This window comes from Frankia sp. AgB32 (genome assembly GCF_023243045.1).
In the GTDB taxonomy this organism is placed as follows: Bacteria; Actinomycetota; Actinomycetes; order Frankiales; family Frankiaceae; genus Frankia.
In genome coordinates this window covers 61978-83419 of sequence record NZ_JALKFX010000014.1, presented here as the reverse complement: position 1 = coordinate 83419, position 21442 = coordinate 61978, and the positions used below count along the sequence as shown (strand labels likewise).

At 72.8% G+C, this 21442-nt stretch carries 13 protein-coding genes; 1 reads left to right on the top strand and 12 read right to left on the bottom strand.

Annotation, left to right across the window (positions count from 1 at the left end):
• Positions 1–51: 51 nt before the first annotated feature.
• On the bottom strand, positions 52–3174 hold the full coding sequence (locus tag MXD60_RS06835; RefSeq protein WP_248818125.1) for a hypothetical protein: 3123 nt from the start codon (positions 3172–3174) through the stop codon (positions 52–54).
• A gap of 49 nt (positions 3175–3223) precedes the next feature.
• A complete protein-coding gene (locus MXD60_RS06830; protein WP_248818124.1) occupies positions 3224–4996 on the bottom strand; it encodes a hypothetical protein in 1773 nt (590 codons plus the stop codon).
• A 974-nt stretch (positions 4997–5970) separates the two neighbouring features.
• Between MXD60_RS06830 and MXD60_RS06825 the strand changes: the two genes are divergently transcribed.
• A complete protein-coding gene (locus tag MXD60_RS06825; RefSeq protein ID WP_248818123.1) occupies positions 5971–6723 on the top strand; it encodes a sulfite exporter TauE/SafE family protein in 753 nt (250 codons plus the stop codon).
• An 88-nt stretch (positions 6724–6811) separates the two neighbouring features.
• Here MXD60_RS06825 and MXD60_RS06820 read toward each other — a convergent pair whose 3' ends face one another.
• The 10 genes from MXD60_RS06820 to MXD60_RS06775 form a co-directional block, all read right to left on the bottom strand.
• Entirely contained in the window at positions 6812–9316 is a 2505-nt protein-coding gene (locus MXD60_RS06820) for an ATP-dependent Clp protease ATP-binding subunit (protein WP_248818122.1), read from the bottom strand.
• Positions 9317–9817: 501 nt separating this feature from the next.
• On the bottom strand, positions 9818–10795 hold the full coding sequence (locus MXD60_RS06815) for a (2Fe-2S)-binding protein (RefSeq protein ID WP_248818121.1): 978 nt from the start codon (positions 10793–10795) through the stop codon (positions 9818–9820).
• Positions 10796–11315: 520 nt separating this feature from the next.
• Positions 11316–12116 carry an SGNH/GDSL hydrolase family protein gene (locus tag MXD60_RS06810; RefSeq protein ID WP_248818120.1) on the bottom strand — a complete coding sequence of 267 codons (801 nt, stop codon included), beginning with the start codon at positions 12114–12116 and terminating at the stop codon, positions 11316–11318.
• A gap of 324 nt (positions 12117–12440) precedes the next feature.
• Complete coding sequence (locus tag MXD60_RS06805) at positions 12441–13193, bottom strand: type III pantothenate kinase (RefSeq protein WP_248818119.1); 753 nt, start codon at positions 13191–13193, stop codon at positions 12441–12443.
• The gene (gene nadC, locus MXD60_RS06800; protein ID WP_248818118.1) at positions 13193–14221 is read right to left on the bottom strand and encodes a carboxylating nicotinate-nucleotide diphosphorylase; all 1029 of its coding nucleotides are present in this window, start codon (positions 14219–14221) and stop codon (positions 13193–13195) included. Before nadC ends, MXD60_RS06805 begins: the two co-directional genes overlap by 1 nt.
• On the bottom strand, positions 14218–15918 hold the full coding sequence (locus tag MXD60_RS06795; RefSeq protein WP_248818117.1) for an L-aspartate oxidase: 1701 nt from the start codon (positions 15916–15918) through the stop codon (positions 14218–14220). The genes nadC and MXD60_RS06795 overlap by 4 nt, the downstream gene beginning before the upstream one ends.
• On the bottom strand, positions 15915–16475 hold the full coding sequence (gene panD / locus MXD60_RS06790) for an aspartate 1-decarboxylase (RefSeq protein WP_248818116.1): 561 nt from the start codon (positions 16473–16475) through the stop codon (positions 15915–15917). Before panD ends, MXD60_RS06795 begins: the two co-directional genes overlap by 4 nt.
• Positions 16476–16477: 2 nt before the next feature.
• Complete coding sequence (gene panC, locus MXD60_RS06785; RefSeq protein ID WP_248818115.1) at positions 16478–17497, bottom strand: pantoate--beta-alanine ligase; 1020 nt, start codon at positions 17495–17497, stop codon at positions 16478–16480.
• Positions 17498–17762: 265 nt separating this feature from the next.
• On the bottom strand, positions 17763–20312 hold the full coding sequence (locus MXD60_RS06780) for an MMPL family transporter (RefSeq protein ID WP_283097933.1): 2550 nt from the start codon (positions 20310–20312) through the stop codon (positions 17763–17765).
• Between the two features lie 148 nt (positions 20313–20460).
• Positions 20461–21372, bottom strand: coding sequence for a phosphoribosylaminoimidazolesuccinocarboxamide synthase (locus MXD60_RS06775; RefSeq protein ID WP_248818113.1), 912 nt, complete (start codon positions 21370–21372; stop codon positions 20461–20463).
• Positions 21373–21442 lie beyond the last annotated feature (70 nt).

Below are 21442 nucleotides of genomic sequence, written 5' to 3'. Positions count from 1 at the left end.
CGGACGTCCGAGAGTGTCGTGGCGCCCGCCCGCGGTGACGCGGGCCCGGCCTCACCGCCGTGCCGGGGACGGGAGCACGACAGCGGTCATCAGGGTGAGGGCGATCACGGGGAGCCCGAAGGAGCGGCGGCGTCGCCGGTTCGGGCCGTCGGTGATCTCGGTAATGATGCGGGACTCGACCATGTCCGCCAGTGCCGCGGCGGCCCGCAGCCGGGGGTCGTCCGGGAGGTAGAGCGTCGCCAGGCGCCGCACCACGCGTTCCAGGTCGGCCGGATGCGGGCCGCCGGCCTCGGCGTCGGCGGACTGGACGGTGCGGCGGAAGTAACGCTCCGCCGCCGCCGCCAACGCCGCGCCCGTCGGTGGCTCCGACCCGCGCTGCGCCCGGTCGTCCCGGCCGACCGTGCCCCACCGCCAGATCGCCTCGTGCAGGTCCCGCTCGCCCTCCCAACCGGGTACGTGGCGGGCGAGCAGTCCGAAGACCTGCGCGGCGTCCGGCAGCCCCGATTCGCAGGCGGCCAGGAAGGCCACGGTCGGGCTGTGGTCCGTGGGGTCGGTGGCCGGGATGCGCGCGGCCAGCTCCGTGTTGAGGGCCGCGAGATCCGCATCGACCGCGCCGGCGCGGTCGTGGTGATAGAGATCGAGGACCCGCCGGATCACCGTCATGCGTTCCGAGGTCTGTCCCGCCGGCCTGCTGATCGTGAGCTGTTCGAACAGGGGCCGGGCGCCGGCCGCGAGAAGGGCGCCGCCGTCGCCGGCCGCCGCGACGGCCGGCGAGACCGTGGCCGCGTCGGCGATGGCGCGTCGGAGATCCTGCGCGCCGTCCCAGCCCGGCACGTAGAGGACGAGCAGCCGGAAGGCGTCGGCCCCCCACGCGTGGGTCTCCCGCAGCAGGCGGACGACAGTGGCGGCCGGTGACTCGCCGCCGGGCGCGACCCGCCCGGCCGCCGTCGCCGTGCTGGCCGTCGCCGTGCTGGCCGTCGCCGGGTGTGCCGCGGCGAACGCGGTTGCCGGCGGGACGACCACGGCGGGGTCGGGTGTCCAGCCGCCGGTCGCCAAGGTCGCGCTGGTCGGTCCTGGCACCGCCAGCGGACCGGCGGTGGCTGGGGTGGCCGTGGCTGCTGGGGTGGTCGTGGTGATCGGGATGGCTGTGGTGATCGGGTGCGCGGGCCCATTGCCCGCCGGGTGGGGCTGCCCGGCGGGCAATGGTGTGGGGCTGGCCGGCTGCAGCGCGGCCAGGGTTTCCGCCGCCAGCCGCCGCGCCCTGTCGGCGGCGGCGGGCAGCCGGCAGGCTGTGAAGATCGCCTCGAGGCCGGCGGTGAGCGTCGGGGCCGCGTGTCGCAGCGCCTCCTCGATGCCTCGGGTGGGTGATGGCCCGGGCAGCGCGGCGAGATCGTCCGCCAGTGCGGTGATCAGGCCTTCGAGTTGCCGCTGCCACTCGGCGACGGTGCTTTCGACCGCGACCCGGCTGGGATCCGCGCCGACCTCGCCGGCGCGGGCCAGGATTCGATCGACGAGCTCCGCCCGTCCACGGCGCCTGGCCTGCGTCAGCGCTGGCTGGGAGGGTGGCCGGGCCGGCCGGTGCTCCGGTCGTTTCGCCGACCGGGGGCCGGTGTCGGGCGCCAGCAGCAGGCCGGCGAGGCGGCGCAGTTGGCCCTGGAACCGCGTGCCGGCCGGCAGGTCGGCCGGCAGCCCGGCCGGAGAGGTGAGAACCAGAGCCAGCTCGTGCGCCGGGTCCAGTCCGCCCGGCCCGGCCGATGCCCCTGCGGTCGCGGGCGGCCGCCCCAGCATCGCCTCGTAGGCGTCGCGCAGATGGTCCGCGACCGGCCACGCCGCCCGAGTGTCCGCCGCATCGACCCCGACGGCCGCCAGGGCCGATCCGGCCTTTGCCTGCGGCCCCGGGACGGCCTCGACGGCGGTCGACGCCTCGGCGGGTGGGACCGCGGGTGGCGGCTCCGGCGGGTCGGTCCGGGACGGGTGCGACGGACGGGCGGAGTCGCGCGCGCGGGCGAGGATCGTGAGGCCGACCGCCGCCGCCGGCCCGGGCGCACCCTCGGGGTCGAGCGGGACGCCTGGCGGAACATGGCTGGCGCCCGCGCTGCCCGCCGCCACCAGCGAACGGCACCAGCGCTCCGGATCGTTCGGCTGGAGCACCTGGTCCGCCACCGTTGCCAGCAGCCCACTGACCGCCCGCATGCCGCCCAGGCCATACACGTCGACCAGCAGCCGGGCGGCGTCATGGACGACCGGTGGGACGTAGGGCCGCACCCGTGGATCCACGTGAATCGAAGCCGGGTCCAGGCCGACGGCCAGTTCCAGCGGCATCGGGACGAACAGCAACCGGGGCGCGACGGATCCGGCCGTGGTCCGTCCCGGCCGCGGCACGTCGTCGGCGGCCGCCCGCGCGGCGCTGCCGGCCGCGTGCTCACCTGCCCCGTCCGCGCCGGCCGAGGTCTCGCTGGCCGAGGCGATGTGGGACGAGAAGGTCAGCCGGTAGGGAAGCACCGTCTCGAGCGTCTCGACGAGGGCCCACATCAGCGTGACCGCCTCCTGCGACCCGGTGTGCGTCACCGCGAACGGTCGTTGCGTCCAGGACCAGGCGAGCACCGTCGCGATCAGGTTGGTCAGGCGGTGCCGGCGGGCGGCGGCGCGGGCGCCGTGCCGCAGGGACCGTTCGCCGGTCCGGCGTTGCCCGGTCAGCTCCGCCAGTCGCAGCGGGGCCAGCCGCGGGGTGGTGCGGGGCGCGTCGGCCTGCCCCGTCCCGGCCGAGTACAGCGCCAGCCCGACTCGTTCGGTCAGGTAGTCCGCCCGGCCGAGCAGGACGTGCGCCCGCCGCCGGCCGGTTCCCGGCCCGCTGCGGCCAGGGACCCGGACCCGGTGCACCAGCGCGGCCTGCGGCACCTCGTCCGGATCGCGCCGGCCCGGACGGCCGGCGACGCCGACGAGGTAGGCGAGCGAGCTCGCCGGATGCTCGACCCCTGCGTCGTCGGGCTCCGCCTGGCCGGCGAGCAGATCGCGCCAGGATCGGGTTCCCGCCGAGCCGAGCGAGCTCGCGACCGGGAAGTAACCCTCCTGGCCCGAGCGGGCCCGCGACCAGACGTAGACGACCTGGTCGATGCGGCTCGCGTCGGCCGTCCAGTCGGCATGGACTCTGATCGGCGACGAATACTCGATCACGGCTGGTCCTGCCGCGTCGGCCGGTTCCTCGCCCGTGCGGCCGCCGCGATCACGTCTGGGTCTCCGGGAAGAGAACGTCCAGGCAGGTGGCGTCCCGGGGCGGGACAAGCCGCAGGACACCGGCGACGAGCGTCGAACTGGTCCAGACCGGCGTGGTCCGCGGCACGGCGGCGGACGGTCCGTCCGTGCTGGCGCCGACCGGGTCGCTCGACGTCGTTCGCGCCGCGGCGGATGACGGCCGGGCCGCGTGCGGGGCGAACACGATCGAGCGGCCGGCCTCAGGCCGGGGATCCGACCGGCCCGTCTGCCGTCCGCTCGCGAACAGCCGGACGACTGGCGCGTCCCCGGCGGGGATGGCGATCGTCCGCCAGACCCGCTGGCCGAGTTCGGCCCGGCGGGTCGCGGTCGAGCCGAAGCTCGGCGGCTCCAGTACGCCAGCCTGCCGCAGCTGCTCGTGGTAGGCATCGAGCAGGTCGTTGACGCGGCGACCGACCCCGGGCCGCCCGGGCCCCGGGCCCAGGCGGTGCTCCGGGCCGGCGGCAGCCGGCCGCGCGAGTGCGGCGGCGGCGAGGTCGGCGAGGTCGGCGTCGAACAGCGCGGCCAGCTCCCCGGCCTGCTCCGCCAGCGCGACGGCGGCCGCCTGGCTGATGCCCGGCCGTTCGCGGGCCGGCGGGCAGGCGCCGGACCCGGCGAGGGCATCCGCACAGGCGGCGATCTCCTCGACGATCTCGGCGGCGGAGCCGGTCAGCCGGCGGATCGGCGTGGGCCTGCGCCGACGCCAGCGGTCCGTGCGCGGCAGGCGGCGGGGTAGCGGCGACAGGCGGGGTACCAACGCCGCGAGGCAGTCGTGCGGCATCGCGACGCAGGCAAGCCGGGCGGTGAGGTGGGCGAGCCGGGCCGCGCGGTAGCCGGGTCTGGCTGCCGCCGCCGGCGCGGCCTCGACCAGCGCGGACCCGACCGGCGACTGTCGCCCGGCCAGCGCGACGAAGCGCTCGGCCGCCTCGATCTGCATCGTGCGCAGGACCTCGTCCGGAAGCCGGCCGACAACGACGGCGAGGGCGGGAAAGGCGAGCCGTCCCGGCATCGCGGACACCTCGCGACACACCTCGTCGAACACCTCCGGCGACCGCAGCGCATCGACACAGGCACGCACCATCGCGCCGCCGTCGTCAGGGGCAACGCACCACTCGCGGCTGCCGGCCTCCCTCCCAGCGCCCTGGTCGCGCGCGGTCGACGTCGGTTCTGACAGGGATTCCGGTTCTGGCGGGGCTGATGGTTCGGCCCCCACGGCCGAGAGCCAGACGATCGCCGGCATGACCGCCTCGTCGCCAGGTGTCGGGACAGCCCGGGAGGCGACCGGTGGAGCCGGGACCGCCTCGTCGGCGGTGTTCTCGTCGGCGGTGTCCTCGTCGGAGGTGTCCTCGTACGAGGCGTAGAGATCTGGCTGGTAGTCGTCGTCGAGGTCGTCCGGCCAGCCACCGAGAGTGCTGTCGAACGGGCATTCCCAGACGTCTCCCAGCGACCAGCCACCGGGGGGATTCCCAGGCTCGTCCTCGGGGCCGCAGGTCGGCGGCCCGATTCCGGTGGTCGCGGGGCCGACCAGGACGAGCAGCGTCGCATCGGTGGCCCGGTCGGCGGTGAGCTCCGCGATCACCGTCCGGTGGGCGGGTGCGGCGCTGGCGTCGTCCACGACCAGCAGGCGGTCCGCGCGGCGCACGTCGAGGCCGGCCTGCCGGCTGAGCAGGGCGGCCAGCCATCGGGAGTCAGCGCCGGCGCGCATCACCGGGTCGCGATGGCACCGACGGAGGTCCAAGGTCGTCACGGCGGTCGCCGGCAGGCTCACCGGGGGCCCTGCACGGGCGCCGAGTCGTGGGTGGGTGCCCTCCTCCGGGCCGGTCGTCGATTGATGCTCAGCACCGTGTACGTAGATCGATCCTCGCCGGCTCCCCGACATTGTGACTCTTGCTGGCGAGACCTCCGGCAATGTTCTTGGTCAATTGCGGCACTGGTTCCGGAGGTCGCTGCCGGTGCGCCCAATCGGCGGGAGGCCCCCCACATGCTGGTCAATGGTTTGCCCCCCGTCCTGGTTCCAGCCGATGCCGCTGATCGCGTGATTGACCAATCATCGAGGTCTGGTCAAAAGGTATTCCGGGAAACCTAGGGTAGTCCAGAGGGCGCGGGAAATCACCGGCTGCCCGGTGGGAAACGGTGTGGTCCCGTTCGGGGTTCTGGTCGGCCAGCCGAGTACTCACCGAGGGTTTTGCCCTGCGGCGCAGCGGGTGCTGCCACGCATCCTGGCCGTGCAGCGGCATGTGCAGAGTACTGCCGCTGAGTGCCGCTGCATTCTGGCTTGCGACCGACGTTCGCGCCGGGCGCCAGGAAACGTTCCCTCGGGTTTGTTGCCACCCGGGTAGATCTCGCGATGGCGACGTCGGGGAGCGGTGCTCCGCGGTTCATGAACGGTCGGTATTCGCGGCCCGCATCTTGGCCGGTATTTCGTCACCGTGGGCGATCGCGGCGGAAACTGCCGGCCCGCCGGGGAGAATGCGGTCTCGGACCTGGTCGCGCGAACGAAAGCACCGATACGTTCGGGTCGCGGCCGCCTCCACCCGGCGGACCGAGCACCCGCGCTCGTCGAACGGGGATCGATCGCAGCCGGTCAGCCACGCCCCGGATCCGTTGCCGCACCGGACCCGCCTGCCTTCCCACGGCCCAGCCGGTGAGCATACGGGGTCTCGGCCCCGGGCCCGCGACGCGCGGTCTCCCGCCGCGTCCGCCGATCACAGAGGAGGGTCCATGACCTTCGGCGACGTCGCGCTGCTGGTGGGCGCTGGCATCCTGGCCGGCATCTCCAGCACCGTCGCCGGTCTCGCCTCCCTGGTGTCCTATCCGGCGCTGCTGGTCACCGGGCTGACACCGCTGGCCGCGAACGTCACCAACACCACGGCGCTGCTGTTCGTCGCGGTCGGCGCCGCTGTTGGTTCACGTCCCGAACTGGCTGGTCAGTCCAGGCGGGTCGGTCGGTTCGGCACCGCGACCTTCGTCGGCGGCGCGGTGGGCGCGGCCCTGTTGCTCACCTTGCCGGCATCCGCCTTCGAACGGGCGGTGCCGATCCTCATCGCCGGATCCTCGGTGTTGCTGTGGGGGCAGCCGCGGCTGCTCGCCCGCCGGGGGCGCCGGCCGGCGGAGGACGGCCCGGCGGTGCTCGCCGCGGTCCTGGCGACCGGGGTCTACCTGGGCTACTTCGGGGCTGGCGGCGGGATCGCACTGCTCGCGGTACTGGCGGTCGCGATTCCGGAGCCGTTGACACGGGTCAATGCGATCAAGAACGTGTCGTCGGGATTCGCGAACCTTGTCGCCGCAGCCGGTTTTGCCGCCTTCGGTCCGGTGCGGTGGGCGGCCGTGGCGCCGCTCGCCGCCGGGCTGCTGGTCGGCGGGGTGGTCGGACCGGTGATCGTGCGGCGGCTGCCGGCCGACATTCTGCGGGCGGTGATCGGCCTGGCCGCCCTCGGCCTCGCCGCGAGCCTCGCCTGGAGCGCATACGGCTGAGCCCCGAAACCCACTGTGGGGCTCCGGGGCTCAGCCGCTCGGCATTGCGGGCCGGACCGCCGCGCGGACGGTCCGGTGGGAAGCCGCCTTACTCGCTCGACTTCGCCAGGTCGACCGGGGGCGCGTCGGGCACCTGGTTCGGCTTGGTCTCGCCGCGGAAGATGAACTTCGCGCTCTCGCCCTCACCCTCGACGTCACCGACGACGATCTCGCCCGGCTTGAGCGTGCCGTACAGGATCTTCTCGGAGAGGACGTCCTCGATCTCCCGCTGAATCGTCCGACGCAGCGGCCGAGCGCCGAGCACCGGGTCGTAGCCCTTCTTCGCCAGCAGCGCCTTGGCCGCCGACGTGAGCTCCAGGGCCATGTCCTTGTTCTTCAGCTGGATGTCGACCCGGGCCAGCATCAGGTCGACGATCCGGATGATCTCGTTCTCGGAGAGCTGGTGGAAGACGATGATGTCGTCGATCCGGTTCAGGAACTCAGGCCGGAAGTGCTGCTTGAGCTCGTCCTGGACCTTGGCCTTCATCCGCTCGTAGTCGACCGCGCCCTGGCCGGTCGCGAAGCCGATGCCCGGGCCCTTGGAGATGTCGCGGGTGCCCAGGTTCGACGTCATGATCAGGACAGTGTTCTTGAAGTCGACCAGCCGGCCCTGGGAGTCGGTCAGGCGACCGTCCTCCAGGATCTGCAGGAGCGTGTTGAAGACGTCCGGGTGTGCCTTCTCGACCTCGTCGAACAGGACGACCGAGAACGGCTTGCGCCGGACCCGCTCGGTGAGCTGGCCGCCCTCCTCGTAACCGACGTATCCGGGCGGGGAGCCCACCAGCCGCGAGACGGTGTGCTTCTCCATGTACTCGGACATGTCGAGCTGGATGAGCGCGTCCTCGTCGCCGAAGAGGAACTCGGCGAGCGTCTTCGAGAGCTCGGTCTTACCGACACCGGACGGGCCGGCGAAGATGAACGAACCGCCGGGGCGCTTGGGGTCCTTCAGGCCGGCGCGGGTACGCCGGATGGCCTGGGAGACGGCCTTGATGGCCTGCTGCTGGCCGATGACCCGCTTGTGCAGCTCGTCTTCCATGCGCAGGAGGCGGGCGGTCTCCTCCTCGGTGAGCTTGAAGACCGGGATGCCCGTCCAGATGGCGAGGACCTCGGCGATCTCCTCGTCGCCCACCTCGGCGACGACGTCCATGTCGCCGGCCTTCCACTCCTTCTCCCGCTTGGCCTTCTCCGAGAGGAGGGTCTTCTCCTTGTCGCGCAGCGAGGCGGCCTTCTCGAAGTCCTGTGCGTCGATCGCGGACTCCTTGTCCCGGCGGACGTTCGCGATGCGCTCGTCGAACTCGCGCAGGTCCGGCGGCGCGGTCATCCGGCGGATGCGCATCCGGGACCCGGCCTCGTCGATCAGGTCGATCGCCTTGTCCGGCAGGAAGCGGTCGGAGATGTAGCGGTCGGCCAGCGACGCGGCGGCGACCAGGGCGGCGTCGGTGATCGACACGCGGTGGTGCGCCTCGTACCGGTCGCGCAGGCCCTTGAGGATCTCGATGGTGTGCGCCACCGACGGCTCCGCGACCTGGATCGGCTGGAAGCGGCGCTCGAGGGCCGCGTCCTTCTCCAGGTGCTTGCGGTACTCGTCTAGGGTGGTGGCACCGATCGTCTGCAGCTCACCGCGGGCCAGCATCGGCTTGAGGATCGACGCGGCGTCGATCGCGCCCTCGGCGGCGCCCGCGCCGACCAGCGTGTGCAGCTCGTCGATGAACAGGATGATGTCGCCGCGGGTGCGGATCTCCTTGAGGACCTTCTTCAGCCGCTCCTCGAAGTCACCGCGGTAGCGGGAACCGGCGACCAGCGCGCCGAGGTCGAGGGTGTAGAGCTGCTTGTCCTTCAGGGTCTCGGGCACCTCGCCCTTGACGATCGCCTGCGCCAGGCCCTCGACGACGGCGGTCTTGCCGACACCGGGCTCGCCGATCAGGACCGGGTTGTTCTTGGTCCGGCGCGACAGCACCTGCATGACGCGCTCGATCTCCTTCTCGCGCCCGATGACCGGGTCGAGTTTGGACTCGCGCGCCGCGGCGGTGAGGTTGCGGCCGAACTGGTCGAGCACCAGGGAGGTGGAGGGGGTGCCCTCGGCGGGGGCGCCGGAGGTCGCCGTCTCGCCCTTGCCCTGGTAGCCCGACAGAAGCTGGATGACCTGCTGGCGCACGCGGTTGAGGTCGGCGCCGAGCTTCACGAGCACCTGGGCGGCGACGCCCTCGCCCTCGCGGATCAGGCCGAGCAGGATGTGCTCCGTGCCGATGTAGTTGTGGCCGAGCTGCAGGGCTTCCCGAAGCGAGAGCTCCAGGACCTTCTTCGCACGCGGCGTGAACGGGATGTGCCCGCTCGGCGCCTGCTGGCCCTGGCCGATGATCTCCTCGACCTGCGACCGCACACCCTCAAGGGAGATGCCGAGGGACTCGAGGGCCTTGGCGGCGACGCCCTCGCCCTCGTGGATCAGGCCCAGCAGGATGTGCTCGGTCCCGATGTAGTTGTGGTTGAGCATCCTGGCCTCTTCTTGAGCCAGGACGACGACCCGACGTGCCCGGTCGGTGAATCTCTCGAACATGTGCGCTCCTTCGAGCTGCGACCGACCACACGACAGCCGGTATCCGCATGCTAGCTCCGCCGAGGCATGTCCTCACGCATCGAACAGAAACCTACCCGCCGGTTCCGCCCGCATCGTCGAGGACGGAGGATCGGCTTGACGACCGTTCCCACCAGCGGAGACGCCTGGGTCAACGGTGGCTGACCAACCATGATTCCGTCACGTCGTTCCGCCAAGAGCAGAACGACGCGAACCCCCTGGGGCCGCCGCCACGCGACCCTCCGGGAGGGCGTGATCGCGCCCCCGGGCCGGCTTCCGCTGATGGGCCGGCTTCCTCTCGGTGTCGACGGTAGTTGACGGCAAGGGGCCTCTCGTTGTGATTCAAGGCACACATGTGACGCTATGACAATAGATCGTCTCTGTAGGTTGCTAAAATGGGGCTCCGCCTCTGTGTCGTTAGCTAGACGTTTTCATCTAACTACTTTACGTCCGCAGCATCTGCATTGACGATCTGTGGCCGGCTCACACAGCGAGTCCTCCGTGACCCTGTGTGTCGATCCAGGCCCGCATGCGCCGTTCCCGCTCGCTGTCGTCCGTGAACGGACAGGTCGTGCAGTGCTCGTCGCCGAGGCGATGGGCCAGGCAGCAGGAACCGCAGCGCATCCCGACGTAGGGCCGACCCCGATGGACGAACTCGTGCCAGCGGGGCCGGGCCCGCAGGGTCGGCGAGGCCCGTTCGAAGAAGGCGTCGGCCTCGTCGCGTCCCGTGGCCGGATCCCCGGTTGCGCGTTCGGTCAGGAGGAACGCTCGGGCGCACTGCCCGGCCACCGCGCCCCACAGTGCCGGCAGGCCGAGGCGTACCCGCGCCCGCAGTTCGCCGACGAACGGCCCGAGGTGGTCGAGGATCGCCTCGACCAGGACGTCGCGCAGCGCGTCGCCGTCGGGCACGACCCGGACTGTCTCCCGTGGCTCCGTCCCCGGGGCGGCGGTGGGGACGGAGCCTGGCGTGCCCGCGGTCAGGCCGCGCGCAAGCGGGTCGCCGGACAGAACGGTGACATCGTGGCGGTGCAGCGCGGTCCGGTCGAACCATCCGCTGTCGAGCCAGTGCATCGACATCCCCGTGGCATCGAGCGCCGGGACCCGGCGGAGCAGCACGTAGGACGCGATCGCCGGGCCGACCACGCCGGCCGCGTACCAGTTGGCCAGGTAGCTCGCGGCGACCTCGTCCGTCGCGTCGTGCGCGGCACGGACCCGCTCCAGGGACCGCTCCACGCCCTGCCGGCTGGAGTGGAAGGCGCAGTCGGCCCAGTCGGGCCCGGCCGGCCGGCCGAGGTCGAGCCCGCGCGGAGACAGCACGTCGGCCACCTCGGCACCGCTGGCGCCGGCGTGGCCGAGGCGGCCGAGGCGGCCGAGGCGGCCGACGGGCTGGGAAGGACGCGGGGCGGCGGTCCGGGTGCGGTCCGGGGCCGAACCGGTCGCGACCGTGGGGATCTCGGCCATCAGCCGCGATCCCACCGCGGGGGCCGCGTCGAGGGGCGGCCTCACTGCCGGAACCGGTGACTGCGCCGAGCCGGGTCAGGGCGGGGCGCCGCGGGTTGGCGGCAGCCCGCGGCCGGACGGCACCACTGGGAGTGCGGCCTCGGGCGCTGGGCCGGCTGGCCGCGATGCATCGAGCTTGGCATGTGGTTAGGTAAGCCTAACTTCATGCCGGTAGTCAAATGGACTGGCCAGAGGTGCCGGGTTCTGGGCGCGCTGACCCTATTGTCGCCTATGCCCATTTCTGGGACGCCCTGTCGGGAGGGCGGGCCGGACGGATGGGCGTTCGGGCTGGTCTCTCACGGTAGTGGCAAAAATTCTTTCAGTCATTTCAGCATGGTGTGGCGTCCGCCCCGGTCTCCGTCGGCGGCCATGATCTGCTGCGCTCCTTCGTCTGACGCGGGCGATCCCGGTCCCGGAGCGTTGCGAAAATCACGCCACGAGATGTCCACTGACTGTCCCCCACGCGGCGGGACGTCGTGGGTCAGCGGCTGTCGGTGGCAAGGTAGTGGTTCACGGCTTCGGCGATCGCCTGCTGGCCCTGCGGGGTCGGATGGGCGCTGAGATCGCGGGCGGGGGAGAACACGCCCACCGGGGCGACCCAGGAGTCCTTCGTGCACATCTCGTGGCCGCGCAGCGCCCGGTCGGTGGAGACGAACTCGACGTCCGCGTCCCGGGCCGCCCGCCGTATCACCCGGTTCAGCAGGCTGTTCAAACTGGTCAGCTGGCGTCGCTCGGTACTGCTCAGCCATTTACAGGTGTTCTTGCGCTGACTGGTCGGAAAAACGTCGGGATATCCGACCACGAGAATTCTCGCGTGCGATGCGGCTGCCTTGAGTGCGGCGTAGCTCGCGGTCAGCTTGCCGGGAAGCGTCTTGTTGATGAGGTCGCGCTCCCGTTTGTCCTTGCCGTCCCAGAAGCACTTCCACGTGAAGCAGCTTATGATCACGCCGCTGAAGTCGGCGTCGTTGCCGCCGATCGTGATCGTGACGATGTCCGGCGCGGTGGGCAGGTGCCGCAACTGGGTGAGCTGCGGGTCGTCGCCCTTGAAAGAGCCGGTCAGGGCGTCGGTGGTCGCGCCGGAGCAGGCCGCGAACAGCGTCAGCGAGATCGACGGGTCCTTCTCGGTCAGCTGCCGCGGCCAGGCCTGGGCGCTGCGTCGGCAACGCGGGTCGATGGCGTCGAACGGCGGGCTGCCCTCGCCGGAGGAGTAGGAGTCCCCGAGCGCTGCCAGTGTGCGCCCGCCAGGCGTCGCCAGGACCGGGTCGCCCCAACCGGCCGACACCGTCGCGGCCGTGGCCAGAAATACGGTGGCCAGGGCGATCGCAATCGGCCGGACGGCGAACGCACACCGGCCGGGATGGCGCCCCGCCGAGGTCGCCGGGTATCGATCCCGCATAGCCTGGAAGGATATCCGGCTGGGCCGTCCCCGCACCCCCGGACGGGGAGGTTGTCGTTTGTCGGACGTCACTCGCCCGACCCGACCGAATTAGCCCGACTGGTGGTCCGGGACCGGTGGTTTCCCAGGTCCAGCGGATAGGCCACGAAAGGACGGCCATCCTCGGGATTCAACGGCCGAGCGGGAACGAGTCCGGCTGGCCGGGAAAAGTCAGGTGTTCTTCTCGAAGACCAGCCGCAGACCGATGAGGGTCAGATGTGGCTCGTGCTGGTCGAGGGTTTCGCTCTCCTTGAGGACGAGCGACGCGAGTCCGCCGGTGGCGATCGCCGTGGCGTGCGCGCCGAGTTCGGCCCGGATCCTGCGGACCAGACCGTCCACCTGGCCGGCGACGCCGTAGATCATGCCGGACTGGAGTGCCTCGACGGTGCCTCGGCCGATGACCGAGCGCGGCGGGGTGAGCTCCACCTTGCGAAGCTGCGCCGCCCGCGACGCCAGCGCGTCGAGCGCGATCTCGATGCCGGGGGCGAGCGCGCCGCCCACGAACTCGCCACGCGCCGACACGACGTCGAGGTTCGTGGACGTCCCGAAATCGACCACGATCGCCGGTCCGCCGTACAGGTGGTAGGCGGCCAGCGTGTTCATGATGCGGTCGGCGCCGGCCTCCTTCGGGTTGTCGATGAGGATCGGCACCCCGGTGCGGGTCCCGGGCTCGACGATCACGACCGGGGTGTCGCGGAACGCCCGCACCACCATGCGGCGCAGCTCCCGCAGCGCCGCGGGGACGGTCGAGCAGATCGACACCCCGGTGATCTGATAGTCGCCGAGCAGCCCGCGGTAGAGCAGGACCAGCTCGTCGGAGGTGGCGTGCGGGTCGGTGCGGACCCGCCAGGAGTCGACGAGGTCCTCACCGGCGAAGACGCCGACGACGGTGTTGGTGTTACCGACGTCGATGGCGAGCAGCATCAGGACTCCTCCACGGTCGAACCCCTCGGCGGCGCACCCGCGCTGACCGGCACCGGCGGCCGACCTGGCTCGAGGTCGAGTCCGAGATCGAGGGCGGGCGCCGAATGCGTCAGGGCACCGACCGCAAGATAGTCCACACCGGTCGCCGCGACGTCGGCCGCCACCTGCAGGGTCAGCCCCCCGCTGGCCTCCAGCCGGACGCCGGCCGGTCGGGCGATCGCGACGCTGGCGCGCAGCTCCGCGAGGCTCATGTTGTCGCACAGGATGAGGTCGGCGCCCGCTTCGACGGCCTCGCCGACCTGGTCGACGGTGTCGCACTCGACCTCGACCGGCAGGTGCGGGAACCGGGCCCGCACCGCCGCGAAGGCCGCCGCCACTCCGCCGGCGGCCACCACGTGGTTGTCCTTGATGAGGGCGGCGTCGGCCAGCGACATCCGGTGGTTGACACCGCCGCCGCAGCGCACCGCGTACTTCTCCAGGGCCCGCAGGCCGGGCAGCGTCTTGCGGGTGTCCCGGATGGCCGCGCCGGTGCCGGCGATCGCGTCGACCCAGGCCCGGGTCTGCGTGGCCACGCCGGAGAGGTGGCACAGCAGGTTCAGCGCGGAGCGCTCGGCGGTGAGCAGGCCCCGGACCGGGCCGTTCACCCGGGCGACGGTCGTGCCCGGCGTGACCGCGTCGCCGTCCTGGGCGAGCAGGGTGACGGTGACCGCCCGGCCGAGCACGGCCTCGAACACCGCGGCGAGCACCGGCAGTCCGGCGACCGTGCCCGTCGCCCGGCTGACCAGGCCACCATGGCCGACCAGGGCGGCGTCGACGGTCGCCGCCGAGGTGGCGTCGACCGCGCCGGGCTCGTCGGTGCCCGGCGCCGGGTCCGCGAGGCCCCAGCCGGGCAGGTCCTCGGCGAGGGCCCGGACGATCACGGCGACGACACTTTCGGGATCGAGACCGGCGACGACCAGGGCACTGCGGGTGGTCGGCGAGAGCCGCCCGGTGTGTGTGTCGGTCCAGGCGCTGTCGGTGCCGCTCATGAGGCGGCTCCGATCGGAGCGACGGTGATCGGCTCGACGTCGATGACGAGCTCGCCCTCCGGTCCGAGCCGGGTGAGGATGCGGCCGAGCCAGTGCTCGTCATCGCGTTCGCCGAAGTCCTCCCGCCAGTGGGAGCCGCGGGTCTCCGTGCGGGTGGCCGCCGCGGCGACCAGCGCCGTGGCGACGGTGCGCAGGTTCGTCATCTCCCAGGCCGGCGGCCCGGCGGTGACCGTCGCCCCGCTGACCCGCAGGTCGCCGAGGCCGGCGAGCACCTTCGCGGTTGCCCGCAGGCTGTCGGCGCTGCGCAGCACCCCGGCACCGTCGGTCATCGCCCTGGCCAGGTCGGAGCGCTCGGCCGGGTCGGTCAACCCGCTGCCCCGCCCGACGACGGGCGCGGCCGGCACCGCGTCGCCGCGCCGGGCCTCGCCGCCGGCGATGTGCTGGGCGATGCGGGCGGCGAAGACCAGGCCCTCCAGCAGGCTGTTCGAGGCGAGCCGGTTGGCGCCGTGCACGCCGGTGCAGGCCACCTCGCCGCAGGCGTACAGACCGGGGACGGTCGTGCGCCCCCACAGGTCCGTGCGCACGCCGCCGGAGGCGTAGTGGGCGGCCGGCGCGACCGGAATCGGCATGGTCACGGGATCCACGCCGATCGAGCGGCAACGGGCGGTGATCGACGGGAACCGGTGCTCGATGGTCGACGCGCCGATCCCCCGCGCGTCCAGGAAGAGGTGGTCCACGCCTCGCGCCGCCATCACGCGGGACATCTGCTTCGTGACGACGTCGCGGGGAGCGAGATCGGCCAGCGGATGGGCCCCCGTCATCACGCGGTTGCCGTCGGCGTCGACGAGGACGGCGCCCTCGCCGCGCATCGCCTCGCTGACCAGCGGCTGCTGGTCGCCGAGCCGCCCGGTGGCGTCCGCCGGCGGCAGCCACAGCGACGTCGGGTGGAACTGGACGAACTCCAGGTCGGCGACGACGGCGCCGGCCCGCAGGGCGAGCGCGACCCCGTCGCCCGTCGACACTCCCGGATTGGTGGTCGACGCGAAGATCTGCCCCATCCCGCCGGTCGCCAGCACCACCGCCGGCGCGGTGACCGCGCCGACACCGTCCTGGCTGCCCTCGCCGAGCACGTGCAGGGTCGCCCCTGCGGCCCGGCCGTCGGCGTCCAGCAGCAGGTCGAGGACGAGGGCGTTCTCGATCACCTCGATCGACGGGTCCGCCCGCACTGCGGTGATCAGCGCACGTTCGACCTCCAGCCCGGTGGCGTCGCCGCCGGCGTGGATGATCCGGTTACGCAGGTGGCCGCCCTCGCGGGTCAGCGCGAACGAGCCGTCGGCGGCCAGGTCGAACCGCGCGCCGAGCTCGGCGAGCTCCCGGACCCGCGCCGGGCCCTCGTCGACCAGCACCTGGGCGGCCTGCGCGTCGCACAGGCCGACGCCGGCGACGAGGGTGTCCGCCAGGTGATCGGCGGGTGAGTCCTCCGCCGCGAGGGCCGCGGCGATGCCGCCCTGCGCCCAGCGGGTGGAGCCGGCGTCCAGGTTCGCCTTGGTGACCAGCAGCACGCGGGCCGCGGGCAGCTCGCGGCGGGCCGCCAGGACGGCGGTCAGGCCGGCGATGCCCGAGCCGATGACGACGAGGTCCGCGGCGAGGCTCCACCCCGGGCGGGGCGCGCCGAGCCGGCAGGGGAGCACGGTCATCGGGGGGCCATGGCTGTTCCGTTGGCGGGCACGGTCGCGGCGCGCACGCCGAGCCTGACACCGGCGTGGACCGGCGTCGGCGTCGGCGTCGGATTCGGGGTCGGCCGGGTCGGGGTCGGCCGGGACGGGGTCGGCCGGGACGGCGTCGGGATGTCGCCCCGCAGGCTCGCCGGGTCGCCCGGCAGGGCCTCGGCCGGGTCGTCGCCGGTGCCGATGATCCGGTTCTCGGCGTCGACGAACAGCACCCGGGGGGTATGGGTACGTGCCTCCGCGTCTTCCATGATCCCGTAGGCGATGATGATGACGAGGTCGCCCGGGTGGACCAGGCGGGCCGCCGCGCCGTTGATGCCGATCACGCCGCTGCCCGCGGGGCCGGGGATCGTGTACGTCTCCAGCCGGGCGCCGTTGTTGATGTCGACGATCGTCACCTGTTCGCCGGGCAGCAGGCCCGCGGCGTCGAGCAGGTCGGCGTCGATCGTCACCGACCCCACGTAGTTCAGGTCGGCCTGGGTCACCGTGGCCCGGTGGATCTTGGCGGTGAGCATGGTGCGCAACACGATCAGACTCCCGGACAGTCGGCGGGCAGAACGAGAGAGATGTTGTCGATCAGACGGGTGGTTCCCACCCGGGCGGCGACGAGCAGCAGCGCGGGTCCAGCGGTCACCGGCCCCAGATCATCAGGGCCGGCCAGTTCCAGGTAGTCGACGTCGACGCCGGCGGCCACGTCGAGCACGGCCCGGGCGGCCTGGAGCACGGCTGCGGGCCCGCCCCCGGCGTCCGCCGCCGCCGCGCCCGCGGCCAGGGCCCGCGACAGCGCGAGCGCGTCGGCTCGCTGCCCGGCGGTGAGGTAGGCGTTGCGGCTGGACAGGGCGAGGCCGTCGGGCTCGCGCACCGTGTCCACGCCGATCACCGACACGTCGAACGCCAGGTCGGCGACCATCCGCCGGATGCAGACGAGCTGCTGGGCGTCCTTGCGGCCGAAGAAGGCCAGGTCCGCCCGGACCAGGTGCAGCATGGTCCCGACGAGGGTGAGCATCCCGTCGAAGTGGCCGGGCCGGGACGCGCCCTCGAGGATCTCGCCGAGCGGCCCGGCGCTGAGGCGGACCATCGGCGGCACCTCGTGGATCACCATCGGCGCGAACACGACGTCGACGCCCTCCCGGGCGCACAGCTCGAGGTCCGCCTCGAACGTGCGCGGGTAGCGGTCGAGATCCTCGCCGGCGCCGAACTGCAGCGGATTGACGAAGATCGTCGCCACCAGCTGGTCGGCCTGGGCGCGGGCGGCGCGCAGCAGGGTGGCATGACCCTCGTGCAGAGCACCCATGGTCATGACGACGGCGCGGACCGTCCGGTCCGCCGTGGCGAGGGCGGCCCGCAGCTCGGCCCGGTCACGGGCGACCGTCGGCTGGCCGGCGCGGGGCGGCGGGATCGGCCTGGCTGGCGCGTGGACGCCAGTCGTCGCGGTGGCTGTGGTGGCCGGGGTGGGCACGGTCGCGGGCGGCGCGGCGGCCGGGGGAGAGTCGCCGAGGCGACCGAATTGCTGGGCGCGGTCGGCCGCGCCGGGCAGGACGATGCTCATGGGCTTCCGTTCCAGTCCTCGGGTGGGGTACCGGACGTCGAGCGACACTGTAACTCCCCTGCAACGCCTCCCGCGACTCACTGTGAGCCGTACTGCCCTCGGCCGGACGGGCCCCCGAGCGTGCTGGTCACGGGCCCATCTTGACGCTGCCACAGCACACCGGTGACCCGGTGACACCCACCCGTGGCCGCATCGGTGACACGACGAGGCCGCCGGTCGGACCGAGACCCGCTCGGTCCGACCGGCGGCCTGTCAGCCGTGCGGATCAGTTCGGCGGCAGCGCCCAGCGCGGCGTCGGATAGTCCGGCCTGGGCCGCGCCATCTGGACCGCACCCTCGCGGCGCCACTCGTCGGCCGGCCGCGCCGGGAATCCGCCCGAGCGGCCTTCCGCGGCAGCCGGCTGGTGGGGCAGTTCGGCCTGGGCGTCGTCGTCCCGTTCCGAGTCCCGTTCCGAGCCGGACCGCGGGCCGCGCCACAGGCGGTCGCCGAGCAGAGTGAGCACCGCCGGCATGAGCACCACCCGGATGAGCGTGGCGTCGATGAGGATCGCGGCCCCGAGGCCGACGCCGAGCTGCTTCATGCTGACCTGCGACAGCGTCGCGAAGATCGAGAAGACCGCGACCATGATGACCGCCGCGCTCGTGACCACGCCGGCGCTGCGCCGCACGCCGACCGTGACCGCGTCCCGCATGGACAGGCCGGCGTCGCGCGCCTCCTTGACCCGGCTGAGCACGAAGACCTGGTAGTCCATGGACAGGCCGAACAGGATCACGAACAGCATCAGTGGCAGCCAGTTGGTGACCGCCCCGGTGGAGGTGTAGCCGAGCAGCCCGTCGGCCCAGTGGTGCTGGAAGACCGCCACGAGCAGGCCGTACGACGCGCCGACCGACAGCAGGTTGAGCCCGACGGCGACCAGGGCGATCAGCGCGCTGCGGAACGCGCCCAGCAGCAGCCCGAACGCGAGCACCATGACGAAGGCGATCACCAGCGGGGTGCGGGTCTTCAGCCGCTGGTTGAAGTCCGCGGAACCGGCGGTCGTGCCGGTCACGTCGGCCCGCAGGTTCGAGTCGGCGCCGATGGTCGCCGGGATCACCGTGGACCGCAGCGTCTTCAGGGCGCTGATCGACTCACCGTTCGTGCCGCTGCCCGTGATCGGGATCGAGACCCGGGCGACCTGGTGGTCGGGGGTGAAGGTGACGTCGATCGGGTCGTACATGCGGCCGGTGGCGAGCGCCCGGTCGCGCAGCGCCTGGATGGCCTGGGTCGCCTGCGGCGTGGTCACGGCGGAGCCGTCCGTGGTGGACACGATCACGTGCGCCGCGACCTGGCCGCCGGGGAAGGCGGCGGACAGCCGCTCGTACGTCTTCATGATCGGAAGCTTCTTCGGGATGTCGTCGAAGCCCTGCTCGGCGGTGTGCATCCCGAGGGTGGGCAGGGTCAGCAGGAGCAGCAGACCCCCCGTGACCGCGGCGACCAGCCCCGGCCGGCGCAGCAGGCGGCCCATCAGTCCGGGCTTCGCCAGATGCGCCTGGTAGGCGCGCCGGCGCTGCAGCAGCTCCTCCCGCGGGTCGAGGACGGGCACGGTGACCGTGGTCGCGTCCACCTCACCGTGCCGAGCCCGCCGGCCGCGCCGGGCGCGCCGGGAGGTCGCGGTACGCCGCCGCCAGGGCAGCCGCAGCATCTCCACGCGGTCACCGAGCATGGACAACAGCGCCGGCAGCGCGGTGAGTGAGCCGAGCACGGCGATCAGAACGACGATGATTGTGCCGACGGCGACGCCGGTGAACGCGCCCATCCCGGTGATGAACAGCCCGGCGAGCGACGCCGCGACGGTCAGACCGGAGGTGAGCACGGCGTGTCCGGACGTCTCGGCGGCGATCTCCAGGGCGCGCTCCGGCCCGTGGCCGGCGGCGCGCTCCTCCCGCTCCCGGCGGATGTAGAACAGCGCGTAGTCGACCCCGACCGCGAGGCCGATCAGCAGCATGACGGAGGTCGCCGTGGAGTCCGTCGGGAACGCCCGGCTCACGAAGGCGACCAGGCCGATCGAGGCGATGAACGCGGTCATCGCGAGCGCCATCGGCACCAGCGCGGCGATCACCGCGCCGAACACGGCCAGCAGAATGCCGAGGGTCAGCGGAAGCGCGAGCAGTTCGGCTCGGTGGAAGTCCTTGCCGACGGTGGCGTTGAGCGCCTTGTCGGCGCTGGCGTCACCGAACTGCTCGACCGACAGGCCGGGATGGGCCGCGCGGACGGCGGCGACCGCGTCCAGCGTCGGGTCGACCGACGCGTGGTCGTCGTCCGAGCCCTTGAGGTCGAACGTCAGCAGCACCGACCGCCGGTCGTGGGACACCAGACCCGGATCGGCGGTGACCCCCGGCGCCGCCACCGGGCTGCGCAGCGCGGTGGCGACCCCACTCGCCCGGATCCGGGCGGCGGCGTCGGTCAGGGTGGCGCGGATCTGCGGGTCGGCCAGCAGCGTCTGGGCGTCGGCCGCGGGGGTGGCGCGCTGGATGAGCACGTTCTCGCTGGCCGTGTCGACGTAACCGTGCTCGGCGAGGATGTGCTGGGCGCGACCGTCCTCGCCCACCGAGTAGTCGATGTCCTTGAGGGAGTTGGTCCCGACCAGGCTGCCGATGACGATCGCGAGGACGACGCCCACCAGCCACCCGCCGACGGCCAGCGTGCGGTGGCGGACGCTCCACCGCGCGGCCCGCGCGGCGAGATGGGTCGGGCGCCGCGGCGGCCCGGCGTCAACCGGGCCTCTGTCGAACCTGTGAGCTGGGGGAGCGGCGGGTGAACGGGGTGTCGAGCGCATGGAACGACGATCTCGTTTCGCCCGTTCATGGTCACTGCGGTGAGCTACCGAGTTCCCGCTGCGGGCAACCGGCGTCTGCGCGCTGTGGTCAGCCGCCGCACCGGGGTGGGGCTGTCCCCACCCCGGTCGGGGGCGCGCCGGCGGTGCCTCAGGTGGTGGAGAGGTAGTCCTTGAACGAGATGCCGGTCAGCCGCTCGTAGGCCTCGACGTAGCGCGCCCGCGTCGCCTCGACGACGTCGTCCGGCAGCGCCGGCCCCGGCTCCGTGCGGTCCCAGCCGGTGCTGGTCAGGTAGTCGCGGATGTACTGCTTGTCGAACGACGGCTGGGCGCCGCCCGGCGACCAGGTGTCCTCCGGCCAGAACCGCGACGAGTCCGGCGTCAGCACCTCGTCGGCGAGGCGCAGCGTGCCCTCGGCGTCGTGGCCGAACTCGAACTTCGTGTCCGCGAGCAGGATGCCCCGCTCGGCGGCGAGGTCGGTGGCCCGCCCGAAGATCTGCAGGGTGAGCCGCTCCAGCTCGGCGGCGAGCTCCGCGCCGACCCGCCCGGCCGCGTCAGCCCGGCTGATGTTCTCGTCGTGCTGGCCGATCGGCGCCTTCGTCGACGGCGTGTAGATCGTCGCCGGCAGTCGGCTGCCGTCCACCAGCCCGGCGGGCAGCGGATGGCCGCTCACCGCCCCGGTCCGCTGGTAGTCCTTCAGGCCGCTGCCGGTCAGGTAGCCGCGGGCGACACACTCGATGAGCACCATGTCCAGGCGGCGGCACAGCATCGACCGGCCGCGCAGCTGCTCGGCGTACGGCGCGAGCTCGGCCGGGTACTCGTCCACGTTCGAGCTGATGACGTGGGACGGGACGAGGTCGCCGAGCTGGTCGAACCACCACAGCGACAGCCCGGTCAGCACCGCGCCCTTGTCCGGGATCTCCGTCGGCAGCACCACGTCGAACGCCGAGATGCGGTCGCTGGCGACCAGGAGCACCGCGTCGTCCCCGACGGCGAACAACTCCCGGACCTTGCCCGAACCCAGATGCGTGAGTCCGGCGAACTCCTCATGTGTCAGCGGCATGCGATGACCGTACCCACCCCGCACACCCCTTCGTGGCCGGTCGCGATCCACACCATGCCCAGGTCAGCTT